The 20,588-nt window shown below is 62.0% G+C and carries 20 protein-coding genes and 1 pseudogene; 14 read left to right on the top strand and 7 right to left on the bottom strand.

What is annotated here, in order from left to right; genetic code table 11:
• Positions 1 to 3 precede the first annotated feature (3 nt).
• On the top strand, positions 4 to 993 hold the full coding sequence (gene dhaK, locus PQQ53_RS09425) for a dihydroxyacetone kinase subunit DhaK (RefSeq protein WP_408323812.1): 990 nt from the start codon (positions 4 to 6) through the stop codon (positions 991 to 993).
• Between the two features lie 384 nt (positions 994 to 1,377).
• Here the strand turns inward: dhaK and PQQ53_RS09420 are convergent, their stop codons facing one another.
• Both PQQ53_RS09420 and PQQ53_RS09415 read right to left on the bottom strand, forming a co-directional pair.
• Complete coding sequence (locus PQQ53_RS09420) at positions 1,378 to 1,806, bottom strand: phytoene desaturase family protein (RefSeq protein ID WP_408323811.1); 429 nt, start codon at positions 1,804 to 1,806, stop codon at positions 1,378 to 1,380.
• A gap of 103 nt (positions 1,807 to 1,909) precedes the next feature.
• Positions 1,910 to 2,206, bottom strand: coding sequence for a hypothetical protein (locus tag PQQ53_RS09415; protein ID WP_408323809.1), 297 nt, complete (start codon positions 2,204 to 2,206; stop codon positions 1,910 to 1,912).
• Between the two features lie 80 nt (positions 2,207 to 2,286).
• On the opposite strand from PQQ53_RS09415, the gene PQQ53_RS09410 reads away from it, so the two are divergent.
• The gene (locus PQQ53_RS09410) at positions 2,287 to 2,910 is read left to right on the top strand and encodes a LysE family translocator (RefSeq protein ID WP_408139246.1); all 624 of its coding nucleotides are present in this window, start codon (positions 2,287 to 2,289) and stop codon (positions 2,908 to 2,910) included.
• 19 nt (positions 2,911 to 2,929) lie between these two features.
• On the opposite strand, the gene PQQ53_RS09405 is transcribed toward PQQ53_RS09410, so the two are convergent.
• Positions 2,930 to 4,345 carry an aminotransferase-like domain-containing protein gene (locus PQQ53_RS09405; RefSeq protein ID WP_408139247.1) on the bottom strand — a complete coding sequence of 472 codons (1,416 nt, stop codon included), beginning with the start codon at positions 4,343 to 4,345 and terminating at the stop codon, positions 2,930 to 2,932.
• 219 nt (positions 4,346 to 4,564) lie between these two features.
• On the opposite strand from PQQ53_RS09405, the gene aptA reads away from it, so the two are divergent.
• The gene (gene aptA, locus PQQ53_RS09400; RefSeq protein WP_408139248.1) at positions 4,565 to 5,893 is read left to right on the top strand and encodes an omega-aminotransferase AptA; all 1,329 of its coding nucleotides are present in this window, start codon (positions 4,565 to 4,567) and stop codon (positions 5,891 to 5,893) included.
• A gap of 252 nt (positions 5,894 to 6,145) precedes the next feature.
• On the opposite strand, the gene PQQ53_RS09395 is transcribed toward aptA, so the two are convergent.
• A complete protein-coding gene (locus tag PQQ53_RS09395; protein ID WP_408323807.1) occupies positions 6,146 to 6,670 on the bottom strand; it encodes a DUF6496 domain-containing protein in 525 nt (174 codons plus the stop codon).
• A 191-nt stretch (positions 6,671 to 6,861) separates the two neighbouring features.
• Here PQQ53_RS09395 and PQQ53_RS09390 point away from each other — a divergent pair, with 191 nt between their 5' ends.
• The 11 genes and pseudogenes from PQQ53_RS09390 to PQQ53_RS09340 all read left to right on the top strand — a co-directional run bounded on the left by PQQ53_RS09390 (position 6,862) and on the right by PQQ53_RS09340 (position 16,670).
• Positions 6,862 to 7,113 (top strand): hypothetical protein, encoded by a 252-nt coding sequence (locus PQQ53_RS09390; RefSeq protein ID WP_042326185.1) that lies wholly within the window; start codon positions 6,862 to 6,864, stop codon positions 7,111 to 7,113.
• Between the two features lie 335 nt (positions 7,114 to 7,448).
• Complete coding sequence (locus tag PQQ53_RS09385) at positions 7,449 to 7,856, top strand: ACT domain-containing protein (RefSeq protein ID WP_408323805.1); 408 nt, start codon at positions 7,449 to 7,451, stop codon at positions 7,854 to 7,856.
• Positions 7,857 to 7,990: 134 nt separating this feature from the next.
• Positions 7,991 to 8,725 (top strand): metallophosphoesterase family protein, encoded by a 735-nt coding sequence (locus tag PQQ53_RS09380; protein WP_408151918.1) that lies wholly within the window; start codon positions 7,991 to 7,993, stop codon positions 8,723 to 8,725.
• A 672-nt stretch (positions 8,726 to 9,397) separates the two neighbouring features.
• Positions 9,398 to 9,667 carry a hypothetical protein gene (locus PQQ53_RS09375; protein ID WP_408139256.1) on the top strand — a complete coding sequence of 90 codons (270 nt, stop codon included), beginning with the start codon at positions 9,398 to 9,400 and terminating at the stop codon, positions 9,665 to 9,667.
• A gap of 306 nt (positions 9,668 to 9,973) precedes the next feature.
• A pseudogene (locus tag PQQ53_RS09370) lies at positions 9,974 to 10,653 on the top strand (phosphoketolase family protein).
• 65 nt (positions 10,654 to 10,718) lie between these two features.
• Entirely contained in the window at positions 10,719 to 11,243 is a 525-nt protein-coding gene (locus tag PQQ53_RS09365; protein ID WP_408139260.1) for a hypothetical protein, read from the top strand.
• A 195-nt stretch (positions 11,244 to 11,438) separates the two neighbouring features.
• The gene (locus tag PQQ53_RS09360) at positions 11,439 to 11,678 is read left to right on the top strand and encodes a LysR substrate-binding domain-containing protein (RefSeq protein ID WP_408323901.1); all 240 of its coding nucleotides are present in this window, start codon (positions 11,439 to 11,441) and stop codon (positions 11,676 to 11,678) included.
• Between the two features lie 645 nt (positions 11,679 to 12,323).
• A complete protein-coding gene (locus tag PQQ53_RS09355) occupies positions 12,324 to 13,730 on the top strand; it encodes a class I SAM-dependent methyltransferase (protein ID WP_408139262.1) in 1,407 nt (468 codons plus the stop codon).
• Between the two features lies 1 nt (position 13,731).
• Positions 13,732 to 15,069, top strand: coding sequence for a sensor histidine kinase (locus tag PQQ53_RS09350; protein ID WP_408139263.1), 1,338 nt, complete (start codon positions 13,732 to 13,734; stop codon positions 15,067 to 15,069).
• A gap of 7 nt (positions 15,070 to 15,076) precedes the next feature.
• Positions 15,077 to 15,481 carry a response regulator gene (locus PQQ53_RS09345; protein WP_408139265.1) on the top strand — a complete coding sequence of 135 codons (405 nt, stop codon included), beginning with the start codon at positions 15,077 to 15,079 and terminating at the stop codon, positions 15,479 to 15,481.
• Between the two features lie 178 nt (positions 15,482 to 15,659).
• Positions 15,660 to 16,670 carry a response regulator gene (locus PQQ53_RS09340; RefSeq protein WP_408323804.1) on the top strand — a complete coding sequence of 337 codons (1,011 nt, stop codon included), beginning with the start codon at positions 15,660 to 15,662 and terminating at the stop codon, positions 16,668 to 16,670.
• A gap of 187 nt (positions 16,671 to 16,857) precedes the next feature.
• Here the strand turns inward: PQQ53_RS09340 and PQQ53_RS09335 are convergent, their stop codons facing one another.
• From PQQ53_RS09335 to PQQ53_RS09325, 3 genes are all read right to left on the bottom strand, one after another.
• Positions 16,858 to 19,140 (bottom strand): filamentous hemagglutinin N-terminal domain-containing protein, encoded by a 2,283-nt coding sequence (locus tag PQQ53_RS09335; RefSeq protein ID WP_459252107.1) that lies wholly within the window; start codon positions 19,138 to 19,140, stop codon positions 16,858 to 16,860.
• Positions 19,141 to 19,901: 761 nt separating this feature from the next.
• A complete protein-coding gene (locus PQQ53_RS09330) occupies positions 19,902 to 20,321 on the bottom strand; it encodes a DUF4279 domain-containing protein (protein ID WP_408151913.1) in 420 nt (139 codons plus the stop codon).
• A gap of 8 nt (positions 20,322 to 20,329) precedes the next feature.
• On the bottom strand, positions 20,330 to 20,545 hold the full coding sequence (locus PQQ53_RS09325) for a hypothetical protein (RefSeq protein WP_408323800.1): 216 nt from the start codon (positions 20,543 to 20,545) through the stop codon (positions 20,330 to 20,332).
• Between the last annotated feature and the right edge of the window lie 43 nt (positions 20,546 to 20,588).

Genomic DNA, 20,588 nt, shown 5'->3' with positions numbered 1-20,588 from the left:
GCCATGAAAAAATTCATCAACCACGTCGACGATTTCCTCACTGAAAGTCTGGCGGGATTTGCATCCGCGCATAGCGACCTGGTCGTACTCTACAACGAACCATTGTATGTGCGTCGCAAGACGCTCCAACCGGGCAAAGTGGCATTGATATCGGGAGGCGGGTCGGGGCATGAGCCGTTGCACTCCGGTTTTGTGGGCTATGGAATGCTCGACGCAGCCTGTCCCGGTCAAGTTTTCACATCACCTACGCCGGATCAGATGATGGCCGCCGCCGACGCTGTCGATACCGGTGCGGGTGTGATATTCATCGTGAAGAATTATTCAGGTGATCTGATGAACTTCGAAATGGCATCGGAGATGTCGGAGATCCCGAACGCGATGGTGCTGATCAACGATGACGTGGCGGTGGAAAACTCCAGCTACACGACCGGACGGCGTGGTGTAGCCGGCGCGGTGATCGTTGAGAAGCTGGTAGGCAGCATGGCCGAAAGCGGCGCCGACCTTGAACAGTGCAAGGCGTTCGGTGACCGGATCAACAAGCGTACCGCGTCGATGGGTGTAGCGTTCAGCAGTTGCACCGTGCCGGCCGCGGGAACGCTGACGTTCAAGATTGGCGACGACGAAATCGAAGTGGGCGTGGGCATTCACGGTGAACCGGGCCGGCGCCGCGCAAAGTTCGCAGGCGCCGATGCGATTGCGGGAGAGCTGCTCAAAGCGATCGTCGACGACCTCAAGCCCCAAGCCGGAGCTGAATTGCTGGTGCTGATCAACGGCCTTGGTGGAACACCGCTTGGCGAGCTTTACCTGCTCTTCAATTCGACGCACGCATGGCTTCAGCAACGCGACCTGAAGGTCGGCCGGGCCCAGGTGGGTGCGCTGACGACTTCACTCGAGATGGCGGGCGCGTCGATTACATTATGTGTGCTGGACGACGAAATGGCACGCCACTGGGACAGCCCGGTCCATACGCCGTCGTTGCGTTGGGGGATGTAGGACGCGCTGGCTGCGAGAAACGCGCGGGTGCCGTGATGGACTGTCGCTACTGTGATGGTCCGGTCACGCTATCGGCGTGGTCGGTGTTTTGTGCCCGGATCAGCAGTATGCAACTGGCGTTCATCCCGCGTGTGTTCATCCGGCGGAGTTGGGATCGTGAGGCCGCGCGAAATCCTGACTCGTAACGCGGCGGCCCGCGCCGTTGCGAGTGGCTTGCCACCCTCGATGCAATGAAGCACCTGGCTTCCACGACCGACTTTCCGCCTGGCGCAAAGTTGCGGCATTCGTCCCACCCGGTGTGCTAGCGCAAATTCACGTCGCGGCGGTTGAGATTTGCCGTTCGTGGCGTGCTTGCCTGAGGCACGAACAATGGAACACGCCGTGTTACTCCAGGATCGTGCGTGACAGGCTGCGAACGGCATGCATGAACTGGCGGATTTGTGCCTCGTCCTGCGGTGCGTGCTGCAGCAGCTCCGCTTCGAGGCGCTCGAGATTCGAGTAGATGGACAGACTATTTCCGTCTTCGCTTTCTACACGCATCCATTCTTCCGGGTAGACGAAATGCAGGCGGTCGATATCGAACACTTCGCGCCATAACGCGTGCGTGGGGTCGTGCAAATTCGACCCGAGCAGCCAGTGCAGACAAGCGTCGAACGTATAGACGCCACGCTGCCAGCTGGTGGCGAGTCCGCCGGGACGTTCGTGCTGCTCTAACACGGTGACAGCGTATCCGCACTTGCGCGCATGAACCGCGGCGCACAGGCCAGCAATGCCGGCGCCGATGATGACGACCTTTCGGGGAATGGGGTTCATGGCTGCGACTCCGGCGGGATGAGGCGAGCGTATGGCGCGTATTACGACGCGTACGGTCCGTATGGAAACGCGTGGGACGTTGGATGGACGCGCGCCACACACATCAACTAATGTGCTGCGCGGTGCGGTACTGCTGTTGATCTGTATCAAGTGCGGAGCGAACGACACCACGATCTGGCCGGCCGATGCAGTGCTCGTGTTGCACACGCGGATTGCGCTCTTCATCGTCGGTGGGCTCGTCGCGATCTGGGTGGGCGTGGCGCTGGGCTGGCGGTGGGTGCATGAGCCGATCCTCCGGCTCATGCACCTTGGTCGCCATCGGCATGGCGGGCGGCTCATTACCTGCGGTCCTGATGGTGGCGCTCACCGGCGCGACCCGGTTGATCGTACCGGCCTTCATCCCCCAAACCGTACCGGTACTGTACCGGCTCACCTCGCTAGAATGTACTCCACCGTCCTCTCGCCGACACCGGAGCCATCATGTCTTACTTCACTCTCAGTGCGCTGCCCGCCGGCATTCTGTTCGCGCTCGTCACCACCATCACGCCCGGCCCGAACAACACCATGCTGCTCGCCTCGGGCGTCAACTTCGGCTTTCGCCGCACGCTGCCGCATCTTTCCGGCATCAGTCTCGGCGTCGTGCTGTTGATGCTGTCGGTCGGCATCGGTCTCGGCGAAGCCTTCGTCCATTTCCCCGTGCTGTACACGGTGCTCGAAGTCGCGAGCGTCGCGTATCTGCTGTACCTCGCGTGGAAAATCGGCACGTCGGGTGAGTTGAAGGTGAAATCGGGCGAGCGCCGGCCGATGCGCTTTCACGAGGCGATCGCGTTCCAGTGGGTCAATCCGAAGGCATGGATGATGGTGCTGACCGCCGCCACGACGATCCATCTCAGCGAGAGCTACAGCATGAACGCCGTCGCGATGGCGGTGATCTTCTACGTGATCGGCTTTCCGTGCATCTGCCTGTGGGCCGGCTTCGGCACCGCGATGCGCGAGGTGCTGGCGGACCCGAAGCGCTTGCGCATCTTCAACGTGGCGATGGCGCTGTTGCTCGTGTTCTCGCTGTATCCGATCGCGCTGCGCCTGATCGGCGTCAGCGCCTGATCGGGCTAAACGGACCCGCCTAGAGCGTCCCTCGCCCGACTCGTTCGATGAAGCGCCACAGCGCGTCGTCGAGCGAGTATGGCGCATTGAAACGGAACCAGGCGCTCGGCGCATCGTCGGGACGGAAGTAGGAGCCCGGCGCGAGCCAGATGCCGTGCGACAGGGCGGCCGTCGCCACTTCGCCGGCCCGTTCGGCCTCGATCGGCAGACGCGCCCACAGAAAGAGCCCGGCGCGCGGCCGGTGGAACACCTCGAGACCGAGCGAATCGAGCCGCTCCTCGACGCTCGCGTGCGCGAGCTTGAGCCGCTCGTTGACCGCTTCGACATGACGCGCATAGCGCCCTTCGAGCAGCACCTTGTCGACGATCCGCTCGATCGCCTCCGACGACGTCAGCCCCACCGCCATTTTCGTGCGCGCCAGTTCGCGCAGCACGGCCTGTTCGGCAACCACGTAGCCGCAGCGCAGCCCCGGCGTCACCGTCTTCGAAAAACCGCCCACGTAGAGCACGCGCTGCAGGCCTTCCATCGCGGCAAAGAGCGGCGCGCCGGACGGCGCGAGTTCGCGGCTCACGTCGTCCTCGATCACCCACATGCGCTGGCGTTCAGCGATCTGCAGCAGCCGGAACGCCGCCGACATGCCGAACGTGGCGCCGGTCGGATTCTGCAGCGTGGTGTTCACGAAGATCGCCTTAGGCTTGTGCTCCGCGACCAGCGCTTCGAGCACGTCCGTATCGACGCCCGCCGGCGTGCGCGGCACGCCGTGCACGACCAGTCCCGCCAGCTTCAGAATCTGCAGCAGGTTGCAGTATCCAGGGTCTTCGACGATCACGACGTCGCCCGCGCGCAGCAACGTGCGCACGATCAGATCGAGCCCCTGGGTCGCACCCTGCGTGAGCAGCACATTCGAAACGTCGACGGGCAGGCCGCGCCGGTCGAGCTGTTCGGCGATCCGCTCGCGCAGCGGCGCGAAGCCGTACGGATGCCCGTAATCGCCGAGACGCGCCGCCGGTACCCGGCTCGTCGCGCGCAACGCGTGCTGCAAGCCGGTCTCGTTGATCCACTCGTTCGGCAGCCACCCGCCGCCCGCCTTGATCGGCACCGAATGGTCGGCGAACACGTCGGACAGCAGCCAGGTCGCGGTGAGGCTCGGCGGCTGCCAGTCAGTGGCCGCCGTGCGCGTGGACGGCGCTCGCGCCGCCACGCGGTAGCCGGAGCCGCGCCGCGCGACCACGAGGCCCATCGACACCAGCCGGTTATACGCCTCGGTGACCGTGAAGGTGCTCAGTTGATGGCTCTGCGCGAGCTGCCGCACCGACGGCAACAACGCGCCAGCGCGCAGCGACTGCGCCTCGATGGCGCGCGCGAAGCCTTGCACCACCTGCTCGACGAGCGTGGGAGCGGCGCGCCGGTCGCGCGCAAGTTCTAGTTCGATCATGGTCAGCACGAAATCGGGGCGAAGAAGCGGGTCGCGGCAAGCATTCAGGCGGACGACGGGGCGCCTTGCTGCCGTCGACACAGTTGGCGCCAATCCGCCAACACAGTTGGCATCACACCACGTCAACTGTTTATGCCGCCATTAAACCGCGAACGCTACAGTTTCGCTATGCCCCAACGGAAATCCCCCTAGGGGAGACCACTTCGAGGAGATGCTCCCATGACTTCGCGCCCCGTCATCGACGATCTGTCGTCCTTCTGGATGCCCTTCACCGCCAACCGCCAGTTCAAGGCCGCGCCGCGCCTGCTGGAATCGGCCAAGGGCATGTACTACCGCAGCACGGACGGCCGCGAAGTGCTCGACGGCTGCGCGGGTCTGTGGTGTGTGAACGCCGGCCACGGCCGCGACGAGATCGTCGCCGCGATCACCCAGCAACTGTCGACGCTCGACTTCGCGCCAACGTTCCAGATGGGCCACCCGCTCGCCTTCGAAGCGGCCACCAGGGTCGCAGAGCTGATGCCGGCCGGGCTCGACCGCATCTTCTTCACGAACTCGGGTTCGGAGTCGGTCGATACCGCGCTGAAAATCGCGCTCGCCTACCATCGTTCGCGCGGCGAAGCGCAGCGCACCCGGCTGATCGGACGCGAACGCGGCTATCACGGCGTGGGCTTCGGCGGCATTTCGGTCGGCGGCATCGCGCCGAATCGCAAGACCTTCTCCGGTGCGCTGCTGCCGGCGGTCGATCATCTGCCGCACACGCACAACCTCGAACACAACGCGTTCTCGAAGGGCCAGCCCGCGTGGGGCGCGCATCTGGCCGAGGAACTGGAGCGCATCGTCACGCTGCACGATGCGTCGACAATCGCCGCGGTGATCGTCGAACCGGTGGCCGGCTCGACCGGCGTGCTGATTCCGCCGCAAGGCTATCTGCAGAAGCTGCGTGAAATCTGCACGAAGCACGGCATCCTGCTGATTTTCGACGAAGTGATTACCGGTTTCGGCCGCGTCGGCAAGGCGACCGCCAGCGAATACTTCGGCGTCACACCCGACCTGATTACGATGGCGAAGGCCATCAACAACGCGTCGATTCCGATGGGCGCGGTCGCGGCCAGCCGCACGATCCACGACACGATCGTCAACAGCGGCGCGCAAGGCGCAATCGAGCTGTTTCACGGCTACACGTATTCGGCTCACCCGGCCGCAGCGGCCGCAGCGGTGGCGACGCTCGACCTGTATCGCCGCGAAGGCCTGTTCGAGCGGGCGGCCACGCTGGCCCCGACCTTCGAAGCGGCCGCTCATTCGCTGCGCGGCGCGAAGTACGTGAAGGACGTGCGCAACCTCGGCATGATCGCGGGTATCGAACTCGAATCACGCGACGGCGCACCGGGCGCGCGGGCTTACGAAGCGTTCGTCAAATGCTTCGAGGCGGGTGTGCTGGTGCGCTTTACGGGCGACATCCTCGCGTTTTCGCCGCCGCTCATCATCAACGAAGAGCAGATCGCGCATATCTTCAAGACCGTGGGTGAGGTGCTGGCGACGGTGCAGTAAGCAGCGACCGCGCAGTATGCGCGGGGCTGGTATGAAAACGGGCGCACGCGTTTGCATGCGTCCGTTTTCTTTTGAAGGGACGCATGGGCTTGCCGGCGGCGAGCACGTTGCGCACCCGAGCGAGCGTGCGTGAACGACGCGCGAGCAAAACCCGCGTATGCGTCGCATTCTTCAGCGATGCATGCGCAGCTCGCCCCTGCGCCGCCTTCTCAAGTGAGGCGCTGTCGAAGCCCGCCTCTTGCCCCGCCTTCCTCAATGATGCGCCCGCGAAGCCCGCGTATGCGCCGCCTTCTTCGCCGCCGCCGAGCGACCCGCCGCACCCTTCGTCGCAGCAGCCTTCTTCGCCGCCGCTGACCGGCTTGCCGCCGGGCGTTTGGCCGCCGCCGATTTCGCCTGCTTCGACATCGCCGCCGGCGACGCCCCGGCGCTGCTTTCGCGCTTCAGCGCATTGGCGGAGGCGCGCGAGCGCTTCGCGCTCGGCTCCGTGCTCGCGCTCTTTCGCGCCGTGCTCTTGTGCTGCCCGGCGGCGTTGTCCTTGTCCGCTTTCTTGCGGGTCGCCTCGCTCGCCGCGCCTTTCTTCGGCGACTTCACGCTGACACCCGCGCGACGCGCTTCCGACAGGCCGATCGCGATCGCCTGCTTCGCCGACCTGACGCCGTGCTTGCCGGCGCGCACCTTGTCGACCTGCTCCTTGACGAACTCTCCTGCCTGGGTGCTCGCTGACTTGCCGGCGCGTTTGTCGGCGGCGGCACGCTTGAGGGCTTTCTGTTCCGGCATGACCGTTCTCCAGTTGGCTGTGGCATCCGTCATGCAGCAACCGCTGTGCCGGGGGCGGCGAGTCTGCCGGTCGGGATCGGCCGAATGCCCAAACTCCGGCATTTCAACCAGCGGGGCTCGCGCCCGTCAGCGGGACGGCGTATGGTGTCAGCAAGGGTTGGCGCCATGGTCCGGCCCGACGGGAGACGTCCATGAAGATACCTACCGTTCGCGCGGGAGCGCATATCGAAGGCGTGCACTGGGTCGCCGAATACGCGGAAGACGTTCACGAGATTCGCGTGTTCCGCGAAGGCCAGGAAGTGGATGTGCACAACGCGCCATCCACCCTCTTCGGCGATGAAGAGAATGCAGGGTCCAAGAGCACCGCCGATCATCGCGCAGTCGAAGCCGCGGTGCTGGCTTATCTGCGACGCTTCGTCATCGAGCACGACGCGGAGGAGTAGCGCTGTCGCTCGCATGCCGAGCGGCATGGTTTGGCTTTTTGCATGAGACGGAAGGGATAACCATGCCGTACGCGGCAATCATTTCCCTGCGCATGTCTCATGACGCGGCAAGGGGCGCGGCTTAGCCGCAAACACCCGCTCGCACCTTGTCCAAACGACATGTACTTCGCTGCGCATTGGTCGCCTCGCCCAACCGGCCACATCTGCACCTTCGACATGGCCGGCAAACCATTGACAATCGATCGCCCATCCCTGTGTCCTGCACGGTTTAACCGGTGGCTCTCAAACTGAACGAAGCCCGAATGGCCCTGGGGCGATGCCGCATAGGAAATTACATGAACCCAGTTAGCGATCTTTCTGTTCTATTAAAAACGTTGGAGCCTGCGCTTAACCCTGGCGTGTTTGTGTTTGCTTCGGTCAAGCACGGTCATGCCATTGACCCGGCCGTCATCGTCGCGTCAATCCGCGAGCCGGAGGGCTTGTCGGTCATTACGAGTGAGACGGATGCGGCGCTCAACGGTTTGAAACCGTTGTTCAAATGCGCCTGGATTACGTTGACCGTGAATTCAGCCTTGGATGCAGTGGGGTTGACCGCCGCGTTCGCCAGTGCATTGGGTCATTCCGGTATCAGTTGCAACGTGGTGGCGGGCGCGTATCACGATCATATTTTTGTTCCCCTCGAATCGGCTCGGACGGCGATGCACGTACTTCATCAGTTGCAGACCGATGGAGGCATCGAATAACGACTGGCAAATGGTGTTGTTTTTTCGAATAGAGAATCAGGAAGGTCACCGACAGACGCAGACCGGCCGTTCGACACATCACAAAGAATCGCTGACAATCGACTGATCGCGGACTCAATGGACCGTTCAGCCCTATGAAGATAGCAGCCCTCTCGGACATTCACGGCAACCTGGCGGCATTGGATGCTGTTTTGAATGACGCGCATCGGCACGGCGTCGACGTGATCGTCAATCTCGGCGATATCCTTTCCGGCGCTCTCTATCCATGTCAAACAGCCGATCGGCTGAAGCCTCTCGGACTGCCTACGATCAGGGGCAACCATGAAAGACAAATCCTTTGTGGCGATCCGTCTCGAATGGGACTGTCAGACCGCTTTGCCCACCTCGCGCTACGGGATGATCAACTGGCCTGGATACGCGACTTGCCGGCAACACTGAGACTCGTCGAAGACGTCTTACTCGTGCACGGCACGCCGGAAAGCGATCTGGGCTACTTCCTCGAGACTGTGACGGAACAGGGTTGCAGGGTGGCTACGTACGATGAGGTCGAAAGCCGTGCCGGCGATACCAACGCTACCTTGATTCTCTGTGGACACACGCATCTGCAACGATCGATGCGACTCGACGATGGGCGTCTGATCGTGAACCCCGGCAGTGTCGGACTGCAAGCATACGAAGACAGTCTCCCGTTTCCACATCGTATGGAAACGGGATCACCGCACGCTCGTTATGCCCTGGTCACAAGGACAGTGTCGGGATGGGACGTCAAGTTTCGAGCGGTCGAATATGACTGGCATGAGGCTGCGAATGTCGCCGCACTGAACGGGCGGCCCGATTGGGAGATGGCCCTTCGAAGCGGATATTGCTGAGCGTGTCCCCGCCGGTTTCGTGGCGCAATGACCGCTTTCGGCAGACGCCACGGTCGAGCCAACGGTGCCGTGGCGAAACTGCTCTATAGGGGTAGTCGCTCCATGACTAACACTGTGCACGCAACACGGTCGGAGCAAGTCGGATCGCGTTCTTCGTGCTCGTGCCGTCACTCAACATCGGCATTGCCGCGCTGACCAACGCGTAGCCGATCGGCATTGCCGAGGCCATCGGTTTCGCGTTCATCGACCTGGTGCAGTACGGCGCGCAGCGCAAAGACTGGGTTGCCTATGCGTTGTCGCAGTTCGCGGGGCTTAACGACAACGCCGCGGTCGATGCCAACACTAATCGAACTCGTCGCCTGCGTCGCCGTGCGCCGCTGACTGCCAATGCGACCTCTGACTCCGACATCGCTGCGCGTCCTGACCGACGCGCAGCGTCCGCTCGCTCACTTTGCGTGCGCATGGACCCATCGAACGCACGGCTCACAGACTTGCCACAGCGGCATAAGTTACCTATAACTTGGTCACTGGCCAAGTCGAAGGCGAGGAATTTCTGGTCGGGTTGAACGCTCGCCAGCCATCGTTTGCATGGTTCGCCGTAACGAATACCAGGAGGTGGGGGAAATGCTCCTGGGGAATTTGAGCGTCGTCGATGTCGGCAAGGAGAACGTAATGAAACACCTGGGTGCTGCAGTGCTGAGCGGTTTGCTTGCCACGTTGAATGCTCCCTTGGCCTCGGCGCAGGGCAATACCACAAGTAGCTCACCAGCCACAGAACATTCTGATCCGATAGTGAGAATGCACCGCCAGGTCGCCGCGGCTAATCGCGTATACGACCAGAAGGTTGCGGCCGCGAAAAAGGTCTACGACCACAAGAAGGCGGAAGCCAGAAAAGAACGCGACGCGGCTATCAAGGCCGCGCACGACGCAGCGGGGCAATAGAAGCTGCACTTCGTATGGTGAGCGTCCCGATCGCACAGGACGAACAGATGGGATAGAGGCGCTGTTGCCGCGGTACCTCCAGGGCTCTGCTGTTACACGGGTGCGACCGGAATCGCACTTGCAATCTACGCATGACAACGTAGTAGGCGTTGACTACGTCTTTGGGCATTGTGACGAGAGATTGATTACAGCGAGTCCGCCAACAGGTGCGACGCTGCTGCCCGACAAATCTGCAATGGTGACCACGCAGCCAGTCGACGCAATCCTCGTACTCGGGATGAGGCTACATGTTCGGGAGACGTTGCTATGGGCCAGCGTTCCATTTCAGGTGCTGCACATCAGGACACAGTCGATTCCGATAAACCTGGACTGATCGACGCCCGGCGGCGCGCGTGGGATTACCTCCCGGTCGACATGATCTATCTGGTAGACAACCCCTGGTTGAAGGAGCTGCTGAAGGTTGAGCAGGTGAAGCAGCGTCTGCTTGGGCATTTGGGCGCGAGCCCAGCGCTTTTGTTTGTAAGGGCGCATCTGAATCGCGTCGTCAAGCGCGACGACCTCGACGTCATCTTGTGGCCGGCCCCGGCCATGGCGCTCCCGGCGTGCTCGGCCCCGCCTGTCTGGAAGGCGCCTATTCGAAGGTGTATCCGGATCAGGGCGAAGACGCTGCGGGCATGCGGAAATGCTTCAAGCGGTGCTCGTTTCCAGGCCACATCGGCTCACATGTCACACCGGAGACGCCCGGCTCGATTCACGAAGGCGGCGAACTGGGCTATTGGAGCAAGCTACCTGATCGCGACAGCCGGAAATCTAGCCGCCTGGAGAATCCAATGATGGCTCACATATCGCGCATTTCCTTTACCGCTACCGATCGCGTTTTTGAGGGTTCTGATGTGATGGCCGATACCCGGCCCTCGGGGTTCGGCATAGGCCAAAGTGAAGGAGTGGCGACCTCCACGGCAAAGGAGCGGATTCTGTCGCGATAACGCCCTGGGCGAAATTTCTTCTGTGGTAAGGATTCCTTAAACCAGAAAAAATTGGAGGCATGCGCATGACGTGCCTGAACGAACGGATAGTCGGCGCGATGTTTTTTTCGCTGAGCGGTCTTGCGTTTGCAGGCGACCTTGTCATCGACTCGCCCGTCGCGATGACGGTGACGAACATCGCGCCTCAGCCCTTGGAGGTTGTTTCATCCATTCCGGAACCGCAACGCTATTTGCAGCGCTATGAAATGGAATATCAATCGAGTCATGCAGCGCCAGCGCCGATTTATACCCAAATCGACAACTTCTACACCGCACGGCTGAATCATGACTTCCAGCCCGGCGCCGGGAAGGTCGCACCGGCGCTCGAACTCGCGCCGCAGCCGACAGCGAATTATCTCCATCTGGGCCCGTCCACGGCGCCGCAACTATCACTCGTCGATTTGAAGAACACGACATTAGCGCTCGGCACTCAACCGCAGCGAAGGCTTTCGTTGACTGTCGACGAGTGGGTGTTTTCCGCAACGGCGCGGGTCGCGATTTTACATTCACACAGTACGGGAGCAACGGTTTCTGTCCGGCGCGGATTTTAGTCCAGTGTCCGGCTTGGCTCAATCAAACGCACCGATTCATTCGGTATGGGAACGCTACAACATAATTTCACGGAAGGCGATGCGCTCCGCGGTCTGAATAAGACCAAGGTCCGGCGCCGATATCCGAACTGGTCGTCTAGTCTATTTTTTGGCACGAACGTCACGGCATCGAGTTGCGAAGGCGTTTAGCCGGCACTGCGCGTCCCTCGTCCTGCTGGGGCTCGCGCGGCAATATCCGGCGGGGGGCTTGACCTGTCGTCGAACGACCGGTTCGTCGATCTTGCAGAGAATGATTTCGATCTAGCCATCCGCACCGGCGATCTGAAGGATAAGGCTGGGGTGATAGCGCGTCGCGTCACGCGCCTGCACATGGTCGTCTGCGCGTCGCCAACCTATCTCGATACGCCTCGTCGGCCGCATTGCCCAACTTCATGACGCGAGCGGTGGCAACGTCACTGGCGCATGCCCCGGTCCAGCTTGAGCTTGCCGAAGGACGGCCGCGTCGCAACCCGATCAGCCTCAGATCGGTTGGCCGTTCCATTGCACTCCCCGAACTCAGGCCAACGATGCCCCAACGGACAATTGATTTCCGGGTTCGCCGGGAAGCGTCATTCGCTCGCGCTGTTGTGTGCGCCTTCTGACACGCGCAGGAGCGGCATTACAGACTCTTTAGTCAAGTGCCTCCAGGCAATTTCACCGATGAAATCCGTGTGATGCCCCAGCATTCTTTTTTTGTCAGTAGAATGCTGCAATCGCAAAGGTCCGGACTGTTCCGAAACCGGCGTTCAGGCCCACCAGGCTAACGCGTCTCGCTAAAACCGTGATGCAATTAGCATAGGTGCTGTCGCAAGGTGACGGGGATAAGCCAAATGCATAACTTGTCTGGCCGATGCGGTTCGGGGGGAAGCGGTACGCCGCCCAGAAAGAACGGGTTGCCATCAGGGCAACTGAAATACCGATGGCAACGCTTCGTCACTTGGACCAGGGAAACCATCGACGCTGAACTGGCCGACCTGCTGACCCGGGTACGGCACCAGATTTCAAACCCACTTGTCGTGGTACTTACCTAGCCACAATACTGTGTATTCCAAAACGCAAATCGATCCGGTAGTGAGCTTCCGCAACTCGCAGGGCGAGCAGGTGCGGGGCACGATCATCAATCTCCAGCGAAAGTCCCTGGTGATGGAGGTCTATAACCCGTACTCGATTGTCCAGGTCAGTGAGGTGTTGAACGACCTCTCGGTCAAGATGGGTGTGGAACACGCCTATTCGGGCAAGGCGGTTGTCATCAGTATGGTCAATACCGGCCTGACAGCCATTGTCTCGGTGACGCTGATCGCCGAGTGGCGGGAACTGAGTGGCGGGACCCTGGAAGCGCGCACGGTGGGGGAAGAAGCCCGCCGTTTCGCACAGGACTGGACCGAGCGCTTCCAGATCCGCCGTGACTACCAGATCGCGGTCAACCAGATCCGGGCTTTCCTCTCAGACATGTCGCGCTGGGTCGAACAGGCGGACCTGGCCGACACCATGCCGAAGGAAGGTAAAAGCCTGCGTGAGGACTTCTTCCTCGAACTGGCGTCGCCACTGATGGAAAGGACCAAGCTCTACTTCGACGAGTTCGAAGGCGAGGCGCGCCTGGTCGACGAAGAGCTGGCGCCGGCACACCGTGCCTTTGCCCAGGCTGCGCTCCATCCGCTGCTGCTGCGCTCGCCGTTCGTCTTCCGCACCTTCACGAAGCCGCTGGGTTATGCCGGTGACTACCAGATGGTCAACCAGATGCTCGACGATCCCCGCCAGGGCCCGAGCACGTATTTCCAGATCGTCAACGCGGCCTTCCTGCAGACGGCCGTGGCACGCGCGCACCGCAATCGCGTCGAACTGCTGGTGGACTACCTGACCCGGCTGGCCAATGAAGCGCGCGCCGCGCGGCGGCCGTTCCGGGTGCTGAACGTGGGTTGCGGCCCCGCTCAGGAAATCCAGCGTTTCATGCACGAATACGACGAACCGGAATGGCTGACGTTCGAACTGCTCGACTTCAGCCAGGAGACACTGGACTGGACGCGCGACCGTCTGGCGTCCATCGCACAGAAAACGGCCAGGCGCATGACCATTAGCTACACGCATGATTCGGTCCACCATCTGCTCAAGCGCCGGATGGATGCGGATGCACCGGACGTCCGCGAGTTCGACGCGGTCTATTGCGCGGGCCTCTTCGACTACCTGTCCGACAAGGTCTGTGCCCGGCTGAACCAGCATTTCGCGAGCCGCACCAGAGTAGGCGGCCGCCTGCTGGTCACCAATGTCCACGCCGACAACCCGGAGCGCTTCAGCATGGAGCACGTGCTGGAGTGGTACCTGATCTATCGCAACGAGGCACAGATGGCGGAAATCATGCCGGAGAACTGCGGCGAGCCGCGCCTGTACACGGACTCGACCGGGGTCAACGTGTTCGCCGAGGTGGTGATCGGCCAGCAACAAGTAGCCTGAGATGATGACATCCCTGGCTGGGCTACATTCGAACTATCGTGAAGAGTTGCGCGACTACCGGTTGCTCTGCAGCAAGGCCGGCGGCCTGACCGTGATCGCGCTCGTGCTGATGGGCGTGGCGCTGGACTATGTCGTGTATCCGGCTGAGCAGGAACGTTTTGCCATCGTTCGGGTGCTGACCAGCGCAGCGATCGGCCTCGCATTGCTCTCGCTTTACACGAAAACGGGCAAACGCCAGGTGCAGGTCATCACCTTCCTCTGGCTGCTGCTGCCGCAGGCAATGATCTCGTGGATGATTTATGTCACGCAGGGCGAGGAGTCGCTGTTCTATGCCGGGCTGATGCTGACGATCTTCGCGGTCGGGATCCTGTTCCCCTCCGGCTACCGGCAGACGCTGGCATTCGGCGTGGCCACGGTCGGCCTCTACTACATCGCCTGCATGGCACATCCGGGCGGCATACAGAACCCAAGCAAGTTTCAGTTCCAGCTGATTCTGATCTTCTTCTGCGCGTTGGCCAGCTCCATTTACACCTTCTTCAACGAGAAGGGCCGTTTCCAGCTTTTCCGGCTAAAGGATGAGCTGGCGCACAAGAACGACCAGCTCGCGCGCACCAATGAAAGCCTGGCGCAGATCAAGGGCCAGTTGCTGCAGCAGGAGAAGATGGCTGCAATTGGTACGTTGTCCGCAGGGCTGCTCCACGAAGTCAACAACCCGGTGAACTTCAGCCTGATGGCCATCGAAATAGCCATGGAGGAACCGCAGGCCCAGGACAGCCCGTCGATGCTGGAGTGCCTGACGGATGTCAAGCAGGGCATGCAGCGCATTCAGCATATCGTGTCGGACCTGAAGACCTTTGCGTACCGCAAACCCGGCGCGGCGGCAGACGATGTGCCGTTCCTGTTCGAGAAGGCGCTCGACTCGTCGACCCGGCTGAGCGCACATGAGCTGCGCGGCGTGAAGCTCACGCGCGAGCTGCCCGGCGACACCCTTGTGCTCGGCGACGAAGCCGCCATCATCGGCGTGCTCATCAACCTGTTCTCGAATGCCGCTCTGGCCATGCACAAGGCCGGCACCGTATCGCCGCAGGTTCATGTCACGGCGCAATGGCACGACGACCGGCTGCACGTGACAGTGCGCGACAACGGCCCGGGAATCGCCGCGGCGAATCTGGCGCGTGTGTTCGAACCATTCTTCACTACCCGCGAAGTCGGCCAGGGCCTCGGCCTTGGCCTGTCCATCAGCTATGCGGTGGTGGAGCGGCACGGCGGCACACTGTTTGCCGAAAGCGAGTTGGGCAAGTGGACCGCGTTCAACTTCGACCTGCCGCGTGTCGAGTGATGTCGAGATGAGAGAGATCCAGCAAGTACGGCAGACTGTCGTCTATGTCGATGATGAGGAATTGGCCCGCAAGTACTTTGCGCGTGCGGCCGGCAGCGACTATGAGGTGCTGCTCGCCGGCGGCGCGGACGAGGCCCTGTCGATCCTGCGCAGTGAAGGTGCACGGGTGGCCATACTGGTGACCGACTTCCGCATGCCGGGCCGGCATGGCGACGACCTGCTGCAGCAGGTCTCCGAGGAGTATCCGCATATCGTGCGGATTCTGGTGACAGCCTACGCGGACAACAACGCGCTGCTGGGAGCGGTCAATTCTGGCGAGGTGTTTCGAATCCTGGAGAAGCCGCTAGGCGTGGGCACAGTCCGCGAGGTGCTGGCGTCAGCAACGACAGCTCCGCTATTGCGCCCGAGGTGATGCAGCGCTTGCTGGTCGCCCCAGTTATCACGACCGCCGGCGTGAGCGGCTTCGGCATGATTTTCTGCAACCGCGTCATGCAGTCCTTCGGCAAGAGTATCAGGATCGCATCCGGCGCCGACAGGACCGTGACGCTGGAATTCCCAAATTTCAAGAATCGAATGCACAGGAGTGACCAATGAGCAATACGATTGCCGACCAGACGCCGGCCCCGGCGATTCTGTTCGTTGATGACGAAGCCACCGCGCTCAAATACTTCGAGCGCGCCATCGGCGCGATCGCGCCGGTGGTGACGGGCGCCTCCGTGGAGGACGGCAAGGCAATGCTGGATGCCCACGCCGCCAGCCTCGCCGTGCTGGTGTCCGACCAGCGTATGCCGGGCGAATATGGCAATGAACTTCTGCGCTATGCGCGCGAGCGCTATCCCCACATCGTCCGGATCCTGACGACGGCCTATTCGGAGCTGGACCAGACCGTCGAGGCCGTCAATCAAGGCCAGATACATCGCTATATCAAGAAGCCGTGGGACATCACCGCGCTGCGTATGGAGATGAAGCAGGCGCTGGAACTGTCGGGACTGCGCAAGGAACGCGACCAACTCGTGCGCGAGAAGCTGGGGGTGCTGCAGACGCAGACCGTCGCCACCCGCATCGGCATAGTGCACACACTGTGCGCCAGCCTGATCGGCCCGGGCCGCTTCCAACCGGTGGAAACCTACCTGGCCGGCACCGAGCTGGCCGGTGCGCGCAACGTGGAGCCGGACTGGCAGCGTATGGACTACGCCGACCTGGTGCGCGCCGAGAGCGAATGCAGCGGCAGCTTCGGCCACGCGGTCAGCACGCGCCTCGCGGCGCTGCGTACGCAGAATGCGGGACGCAGCGCTGCCGATGCGGTGCAGGTCTTCACTGAAGTCCTCGGCGCCACAGTACGCGGCGGTGGCGACGCGCTGATCTGGACTTCGCCGACCACACTGAACGAGTTCCTCACCCGGCCGGTGGGTCAGGCCGTATCGGCCGAGCACGCTGCCTGGCTGGCCTGCCTACTGTGGCTGGAAGAAGCGGGCGGTGCACTGCAGTTTGTGCGCGAAGGTGACACCATCGTCTGCCGCGGCGGCACACGCGCTGCCAGTTTTGCGGCCGACCGCCTGGCAGTCTGGATCGAGCGGTTCTCGGAGCGGGCGTTCGACTAGGCGAACGAGACGATCCGCGCCCAAAACGGGCGCAACGGCGGTGCTCGGCTCGTCGGGCCGCAGGGCGAGCGACCGCTGTACCTGAAGAAAAGACGTCGGGCCAGGCGAGACCCGACGGTTGCCGATACGGACGTTTCTGCCTGCGTGCCCGCGCCTGCTGCTAGCGGAGGCCCATTTCACGACACGCCTATTGGCGCAGCATCGGCAACGAACCGGCCAGCCAGGTGCCGTGTGCGCTGAAATCCCACGTCGGGCCGTAGCTCGCCGGGTTCCTCAATTGTGCTTCCGTGAGTCCGCTCGCCGCGGCCACCGACGTGCCCGAGCCGACGCCCGCCGACGCCCCTGACGTCTCGCTGTTCCAGAACACGTCCGCGGCAATCGAGCCGCTGTTCGTGCCCGCGATGCCGCCCGTCGTCGAGTTCGCGCCAACCGGGAGATGCGACCAGGCATACGACTCGTTGATGGAGCCCGTATTGCTGCCAACCAGTCCACCGATGGTCGTCGCACCGCCGCTCAGAGGTTCCTGCGCATACGACCGGGAGATCGCGCCGTTGTTCGTACCGACGAGGCCGCCGACTGTGCTTTGCGCACCGGCTGTCACCGAACCGAGCGCGTAAGACTTGTCGATGGACCCATCGTTGAGGCCGACGAGCCCACCAACCTGGCCCGCGCCGTGGATGTTCACGCCAGCCCACGCCTGCTCGATGCGTCCGAAGTTCTCGCCGACGAGCCCGCCGACCACCGTGCCCGTGTTGCCGATGGAATTGATGGTGCCCGTGGCACCGACATTGACCATGTACCCCCAGTTAATCCCGGCTAGCAGTCCGACCACTCCTCCCGAGGAGGTCGCGGTGCTATCTGCGAGCGTGAAATTTCTCACGACACCGGTTTTGCCGATTGCGCCAAAGAGTCCGGTATTGGCCGAAAGAGTCAAATCCGCAGGGAGGTGCCCCATGCCGTCGAACTGGCCGGTGAACGGATTCGCTGCGGTGCCGATGCCGCTGAAAGCTGGCGCCGCCGCGAACTCCAGCCCCCCGGCGCCCAATGCGTAATTGCCAGCGAGGTTGTTGTTCACCGCGATCAGGTCTGCCATGGAGTTGACAAGCTGATAAGCCGTGAACTGCGTGACGAGCCCGCTGAACGGCGCAGGGCTCCATGATGTGTTGGTGCGGACATCGCCACGCGTGTAGCTGCCGTTCCTGTCATAAAGCGCCGCGACGATACCCGTGCTACGCGACCAGTCGATCGTGCCGAGATTGACCACGCTGCCGCCGTTGTCAAACCCGTGACTATCGGCGGATAGCGTGAGAGAGCCGGTGCCCGTATTGGCGATGTTCGCATGCGGCGCGATAGTCAGCGAGTGCGCCGCATTGAGCGTCAGTGACGCCGCCCCTTGCCAGCGCACGCTCGACTGGACCGCAATGTCGCCCTCGCCGTTCGCACCATATTTGCCGTCGGCGCCGATCGCTTCCACGGTGATGGATGCGCCACGGCTCAGACTTGCGGCGAAGGTATTGGCCGTGCCGGCATCGGCAGTGAAATCGCCGCTGGTGATATTCCACGCTTTCGCCCAAACGTCTGCGCCACCGACCTTGACGCTCCCGGCGGACATATCGACGATGCCGCCGCTGCCGTCCGCATTGCGCGCACTGATCTGCGCCCCGCTCGCATCGACATGGCCGGCGACGCGGTTGCCGGCCTGGTCGAAGGTGCTCGCGACGAGCCACACGTGGCCGTCGCGCGTGGCAGTGCCGGTGGCCCGCAGCGCGGCCGAACGGCCCGCGAGCGCAAAGATGTTGCCGTCGGCCGCCTGCAGGTTGATCAGCGCCGCCTGCACGGCGCCACTGTTCGTCACCGTGCCGCCGCTTCCTACCCTCACGAAGACTTGCTGATACTTGCCATCCAGTAACGACACGCTACGACCCACGGCAAGTTCTGCATTGCCGTTCGGCGCATCGATTTTCCCTGCGTTCGTGACCTGGTTGGCCGATATGAGAAACACGTCCCCGCCCGACGAACTGATCTTGCCGAGATTGACCACATTCGCCGTGGAACTACCCGTGTACAACGCGCCACCGTACACAGGGGGATTGAGAAAATCATTGTTGGAAACATCCAGTGTCGAAGCGACGAAGCGCATGCCCGTCGACACCACGCCGCGTGGTCCGATAAGCACGCCATTCGGATTGACAAGATAGATGCTGCCGGTGCCCGTCAGTGAGCCATAGATTGCCGAGAGATCGGTACCGGTCACGCGATTCAGTGTGGCGCCCGTGCCGTTGTTGATCGACACCTTCTGGCCCTGTCCGATCGAAAAGCTGTTCCACTCGATGATGCCCCGCGAGCCAGATTGCGTGATGCTCAGGTCCGCACCGTGCTGAGCGATGCTTCCCGAACCGGCCACATAATGGCCGCCTTGTGGCAGGACGCCCGCCGCGAAACTCAGCTGTTCGGCGAAGAGCCCTGTCAACGAGAGGCCTATGACGAACCACGTGTTTCGGATCGGGCGACGGCGGCGGGGTGCGCGCTTAACGCGCACCGATCTGGCAGCATGGCTCATAGGTCACCTTTCTGCGTGAGTGCAAAGTGATGGGCCAACATATGCGAGGCAAACCGGGCCCGACCGCGTGCGCCCGTGTATGAAAAGTAGCACGCGGCGATGTCGAGACACGTCTAAATCTAGACGTATGGCGACCAAATACAAGCGCCCCCAAGAACCGGCCGCCACGCACAACTGATCGTTTTGCGAGGCACGTCGAAGCGTTCGACCGCCTTTTGCCGCTGCCGCCAGCGGCGCATTTTCAAGATGTGCAGGTTGCTTCCTTGAAGGCTTGTTTACTGTGCGGTAACGCACACTCCCAGGCTTCCTTTATTTAAAGCTTCATTGCAAGTAACCCACCTTCCCTTGTAAAGCTGGACAAATCTCACGGTGCCCTGACAGGAAAGGCTCGCACCTTCCGAGGTCGAATTTGTGTACCCCGTTGTGTACCAACGTCCAACGAGCGCCGATGATCGCCCGTTAGCACGGAGCAGGTTGGACACTAGATGCCGCAGAAAGCGGCAGCTCGAGTTGGGCCATAAGTACGGCTTCTGCCGCCGCAGAATCATCATCAACATCCGGTCGGCCAAGGGGTCACTCGCTGGCGCCTTATCGCCGCGACCCTTTGACGAGAAAAAAGGCCCGCACGGAGCGATCTGTGCGGGCCTTCTGGGGCGGTCAGGGCGGTGAGCCTATCGGTATTCGTCAATCTCGATGGTGCCGCCCATCGCTTCCATCAGCGCCCTAATGTCGTCAGGAACATCGGGGACGCGGTCGCCGCTCTCGTTATACCAATAGCAAAAGAAGCGCATATGCGCGTTGGTGCGCCTGAGTAGCTCGGGCAAGTCTGAGCGAGGAAGGGCCAGACGCTCGACCAGATACCGGAGATGAGGCTCCAGGAGATCGCTTTGGATATGCGGTTTGCTGCGTATGCCCCATACGCCGGTCCGGCGCGCCAACGCGCGGTTTTGCCCGGTAGGATCGGGAATAGGATCACCTTTACAAACGGCCGTATCGGGCCGAATGTTGAAATAGTTCGTCCAGAATTCAGGTGGCTCCGCGTCTTGATAGATGGAAAACGAGACATGGGCCATTTGATGTTCGTATGTCATGTGTTTTCTCAGGGTGCCCAACTGTGCATGTTGTCGATAATGCCGCCGTTAAAAGATACGTCGCCGTTGTCGTGCCAAATGACGTTGTCATCGCCCCGCAGCTTGTTGTAATCCTTCATCGCGTGGATCATGTCGCCGAAGGTCTTGCGGTCATAGCCGAGCATCTTGGCCGCGTAGTTCTCGTTGTTCGTGCTGGCTGCGAACTCTTCAACGTCGCCACCCACCGCATCCGGTATGTACTCGAACGGCTGCGCATCGCCGAGCGGC

It is taken from the genome of Paraburkholderia strydomiana (assembly GCF_046030495.1).
In the GTDB taxonomy this organism is placed as follows: Bacteria; Pseudomonadota; Gammaproteobacteria; order Burkholderiales; family Burkholderiaceae; genus Paraburkholderia; species Paraburkholderia strydomiana_A.
The sequence above is the reverse complement of the archived record's forward strand: the minus strand, read 5'-3'. Positions and strand labels throughout refer to the sequence as shown.

Bases quoted from the DNA above. Each gene is read 5' to 3' on its own strand.
- PQQ53_RS09375 (WP_408139256.1), top strand. From the start codon at position 9,398: ATGAAACACCTGGGTGCTGCAGTGCTGAGCGGTTTGCTTGCCACGTTG.
- dhaK (WP_408323812.1), top strand. From the start codon at position 4: ATGAAAAAATTCATCAACCACGTCGACGATTTCCTCACTGAAAGTCTG.
- PQQ53_RS09340 (WP_408323804.1), top strand. From the start codon at position 15,660: ATGAGCAATACGATTGCCGACCAGACGCCGGCCCCGGCGATTCTGTTC.
- PQQ53_RS09415 (WP_408323809.1), bottom strand. From the start codon at position 2,206: ATGAAGGCCGGTACGATCAACCGGGTCGCGCCGGTGAGCGCCACCATC.
- PQQ53_RS09365 (WP_408139260.1), top strand. From the start codon at position 10,719: ATGACGTGCCTGAACGAACGGATAGTCGGCGCGATGTTTTTTTCGCTG.
- PQQ53_RS09330 (WP_408151913.1), bottom strand. From the start codon at position 20,321: ATGACATACGAACATCAAATGGCCCATGTCTCGTTTTCCATCTATCAA.
- PQQ53_RS09345 (WP_408139265.1), top strand. From the start codon at position 15,077: ATGAGAGAGATCCAGCAAGTACGGCAGACTGTCGTCTATGTCGATGAT.
- PQQ53_RS09350 (WP_408139263.1), top strand. From the start codon at position 13,732: ATGATGACATCCCTGGCTGGGCTACATTCGAACTATCGTGAAGAGTTG.
- PQQ53_RS09420 (WP_408323811.1), bottom strand. From the start codon at position 1,806: ATGAACCCCATTCCCCGAAAGGTCGTCATCATCGGCGCCGGCATTGCT.
- PQQ53_RS09385 (WP_408323805.1), top strand. From the start codon at position 7,449: ATGAACCCAGTTAGCGATCTTTCTGTTCTATTAAAAACGTTGGAGCCT.
- aptA (WP_408139248.1), top strand. From the start codon at position 4,565: ATGACTTCGCGCCCCGTCATCGACGATCTGTCGTCCTTCTGGATGCCC.
- PQQ53_RS09405 (WP_408139247.1), bottom strand. From the start codon at position 4,345: ATGATCGAACTAGAACTTGCGCGCGACCGGCGCGCCGCTCCCACGCTC.
- PQQ53_RS09410 (WP_408139246.1), top strand. From the start codon at position 2,287: ATGTCTTACTTCACTCTCAGTGCGCTGCCCGCCGGCATTCTGTTCGCG.
- PQQ53_RS09395 (WP_408323807.1), bottom strand. From the start codon at position 6,670: ATGCCGGAACAGAAAGCCCTCAAGCGTGCCGCCGCCGACAAACGCGCC.
- PQQ53_RS09390 (WP_042326185.1), top strand. From the start codon at position 6,862: ATGAAGATACCTACCGTTCGCGCGGGAGCGCATATCGAAGGCGTGCAC.
- PQQ53_RS09380 (WP_408151918.1), top strand. From the start codon at position 7,991: ATGAAGATAGCAGCCCTCTCGGACATTCACGGCAACCTGGCGGCATTG.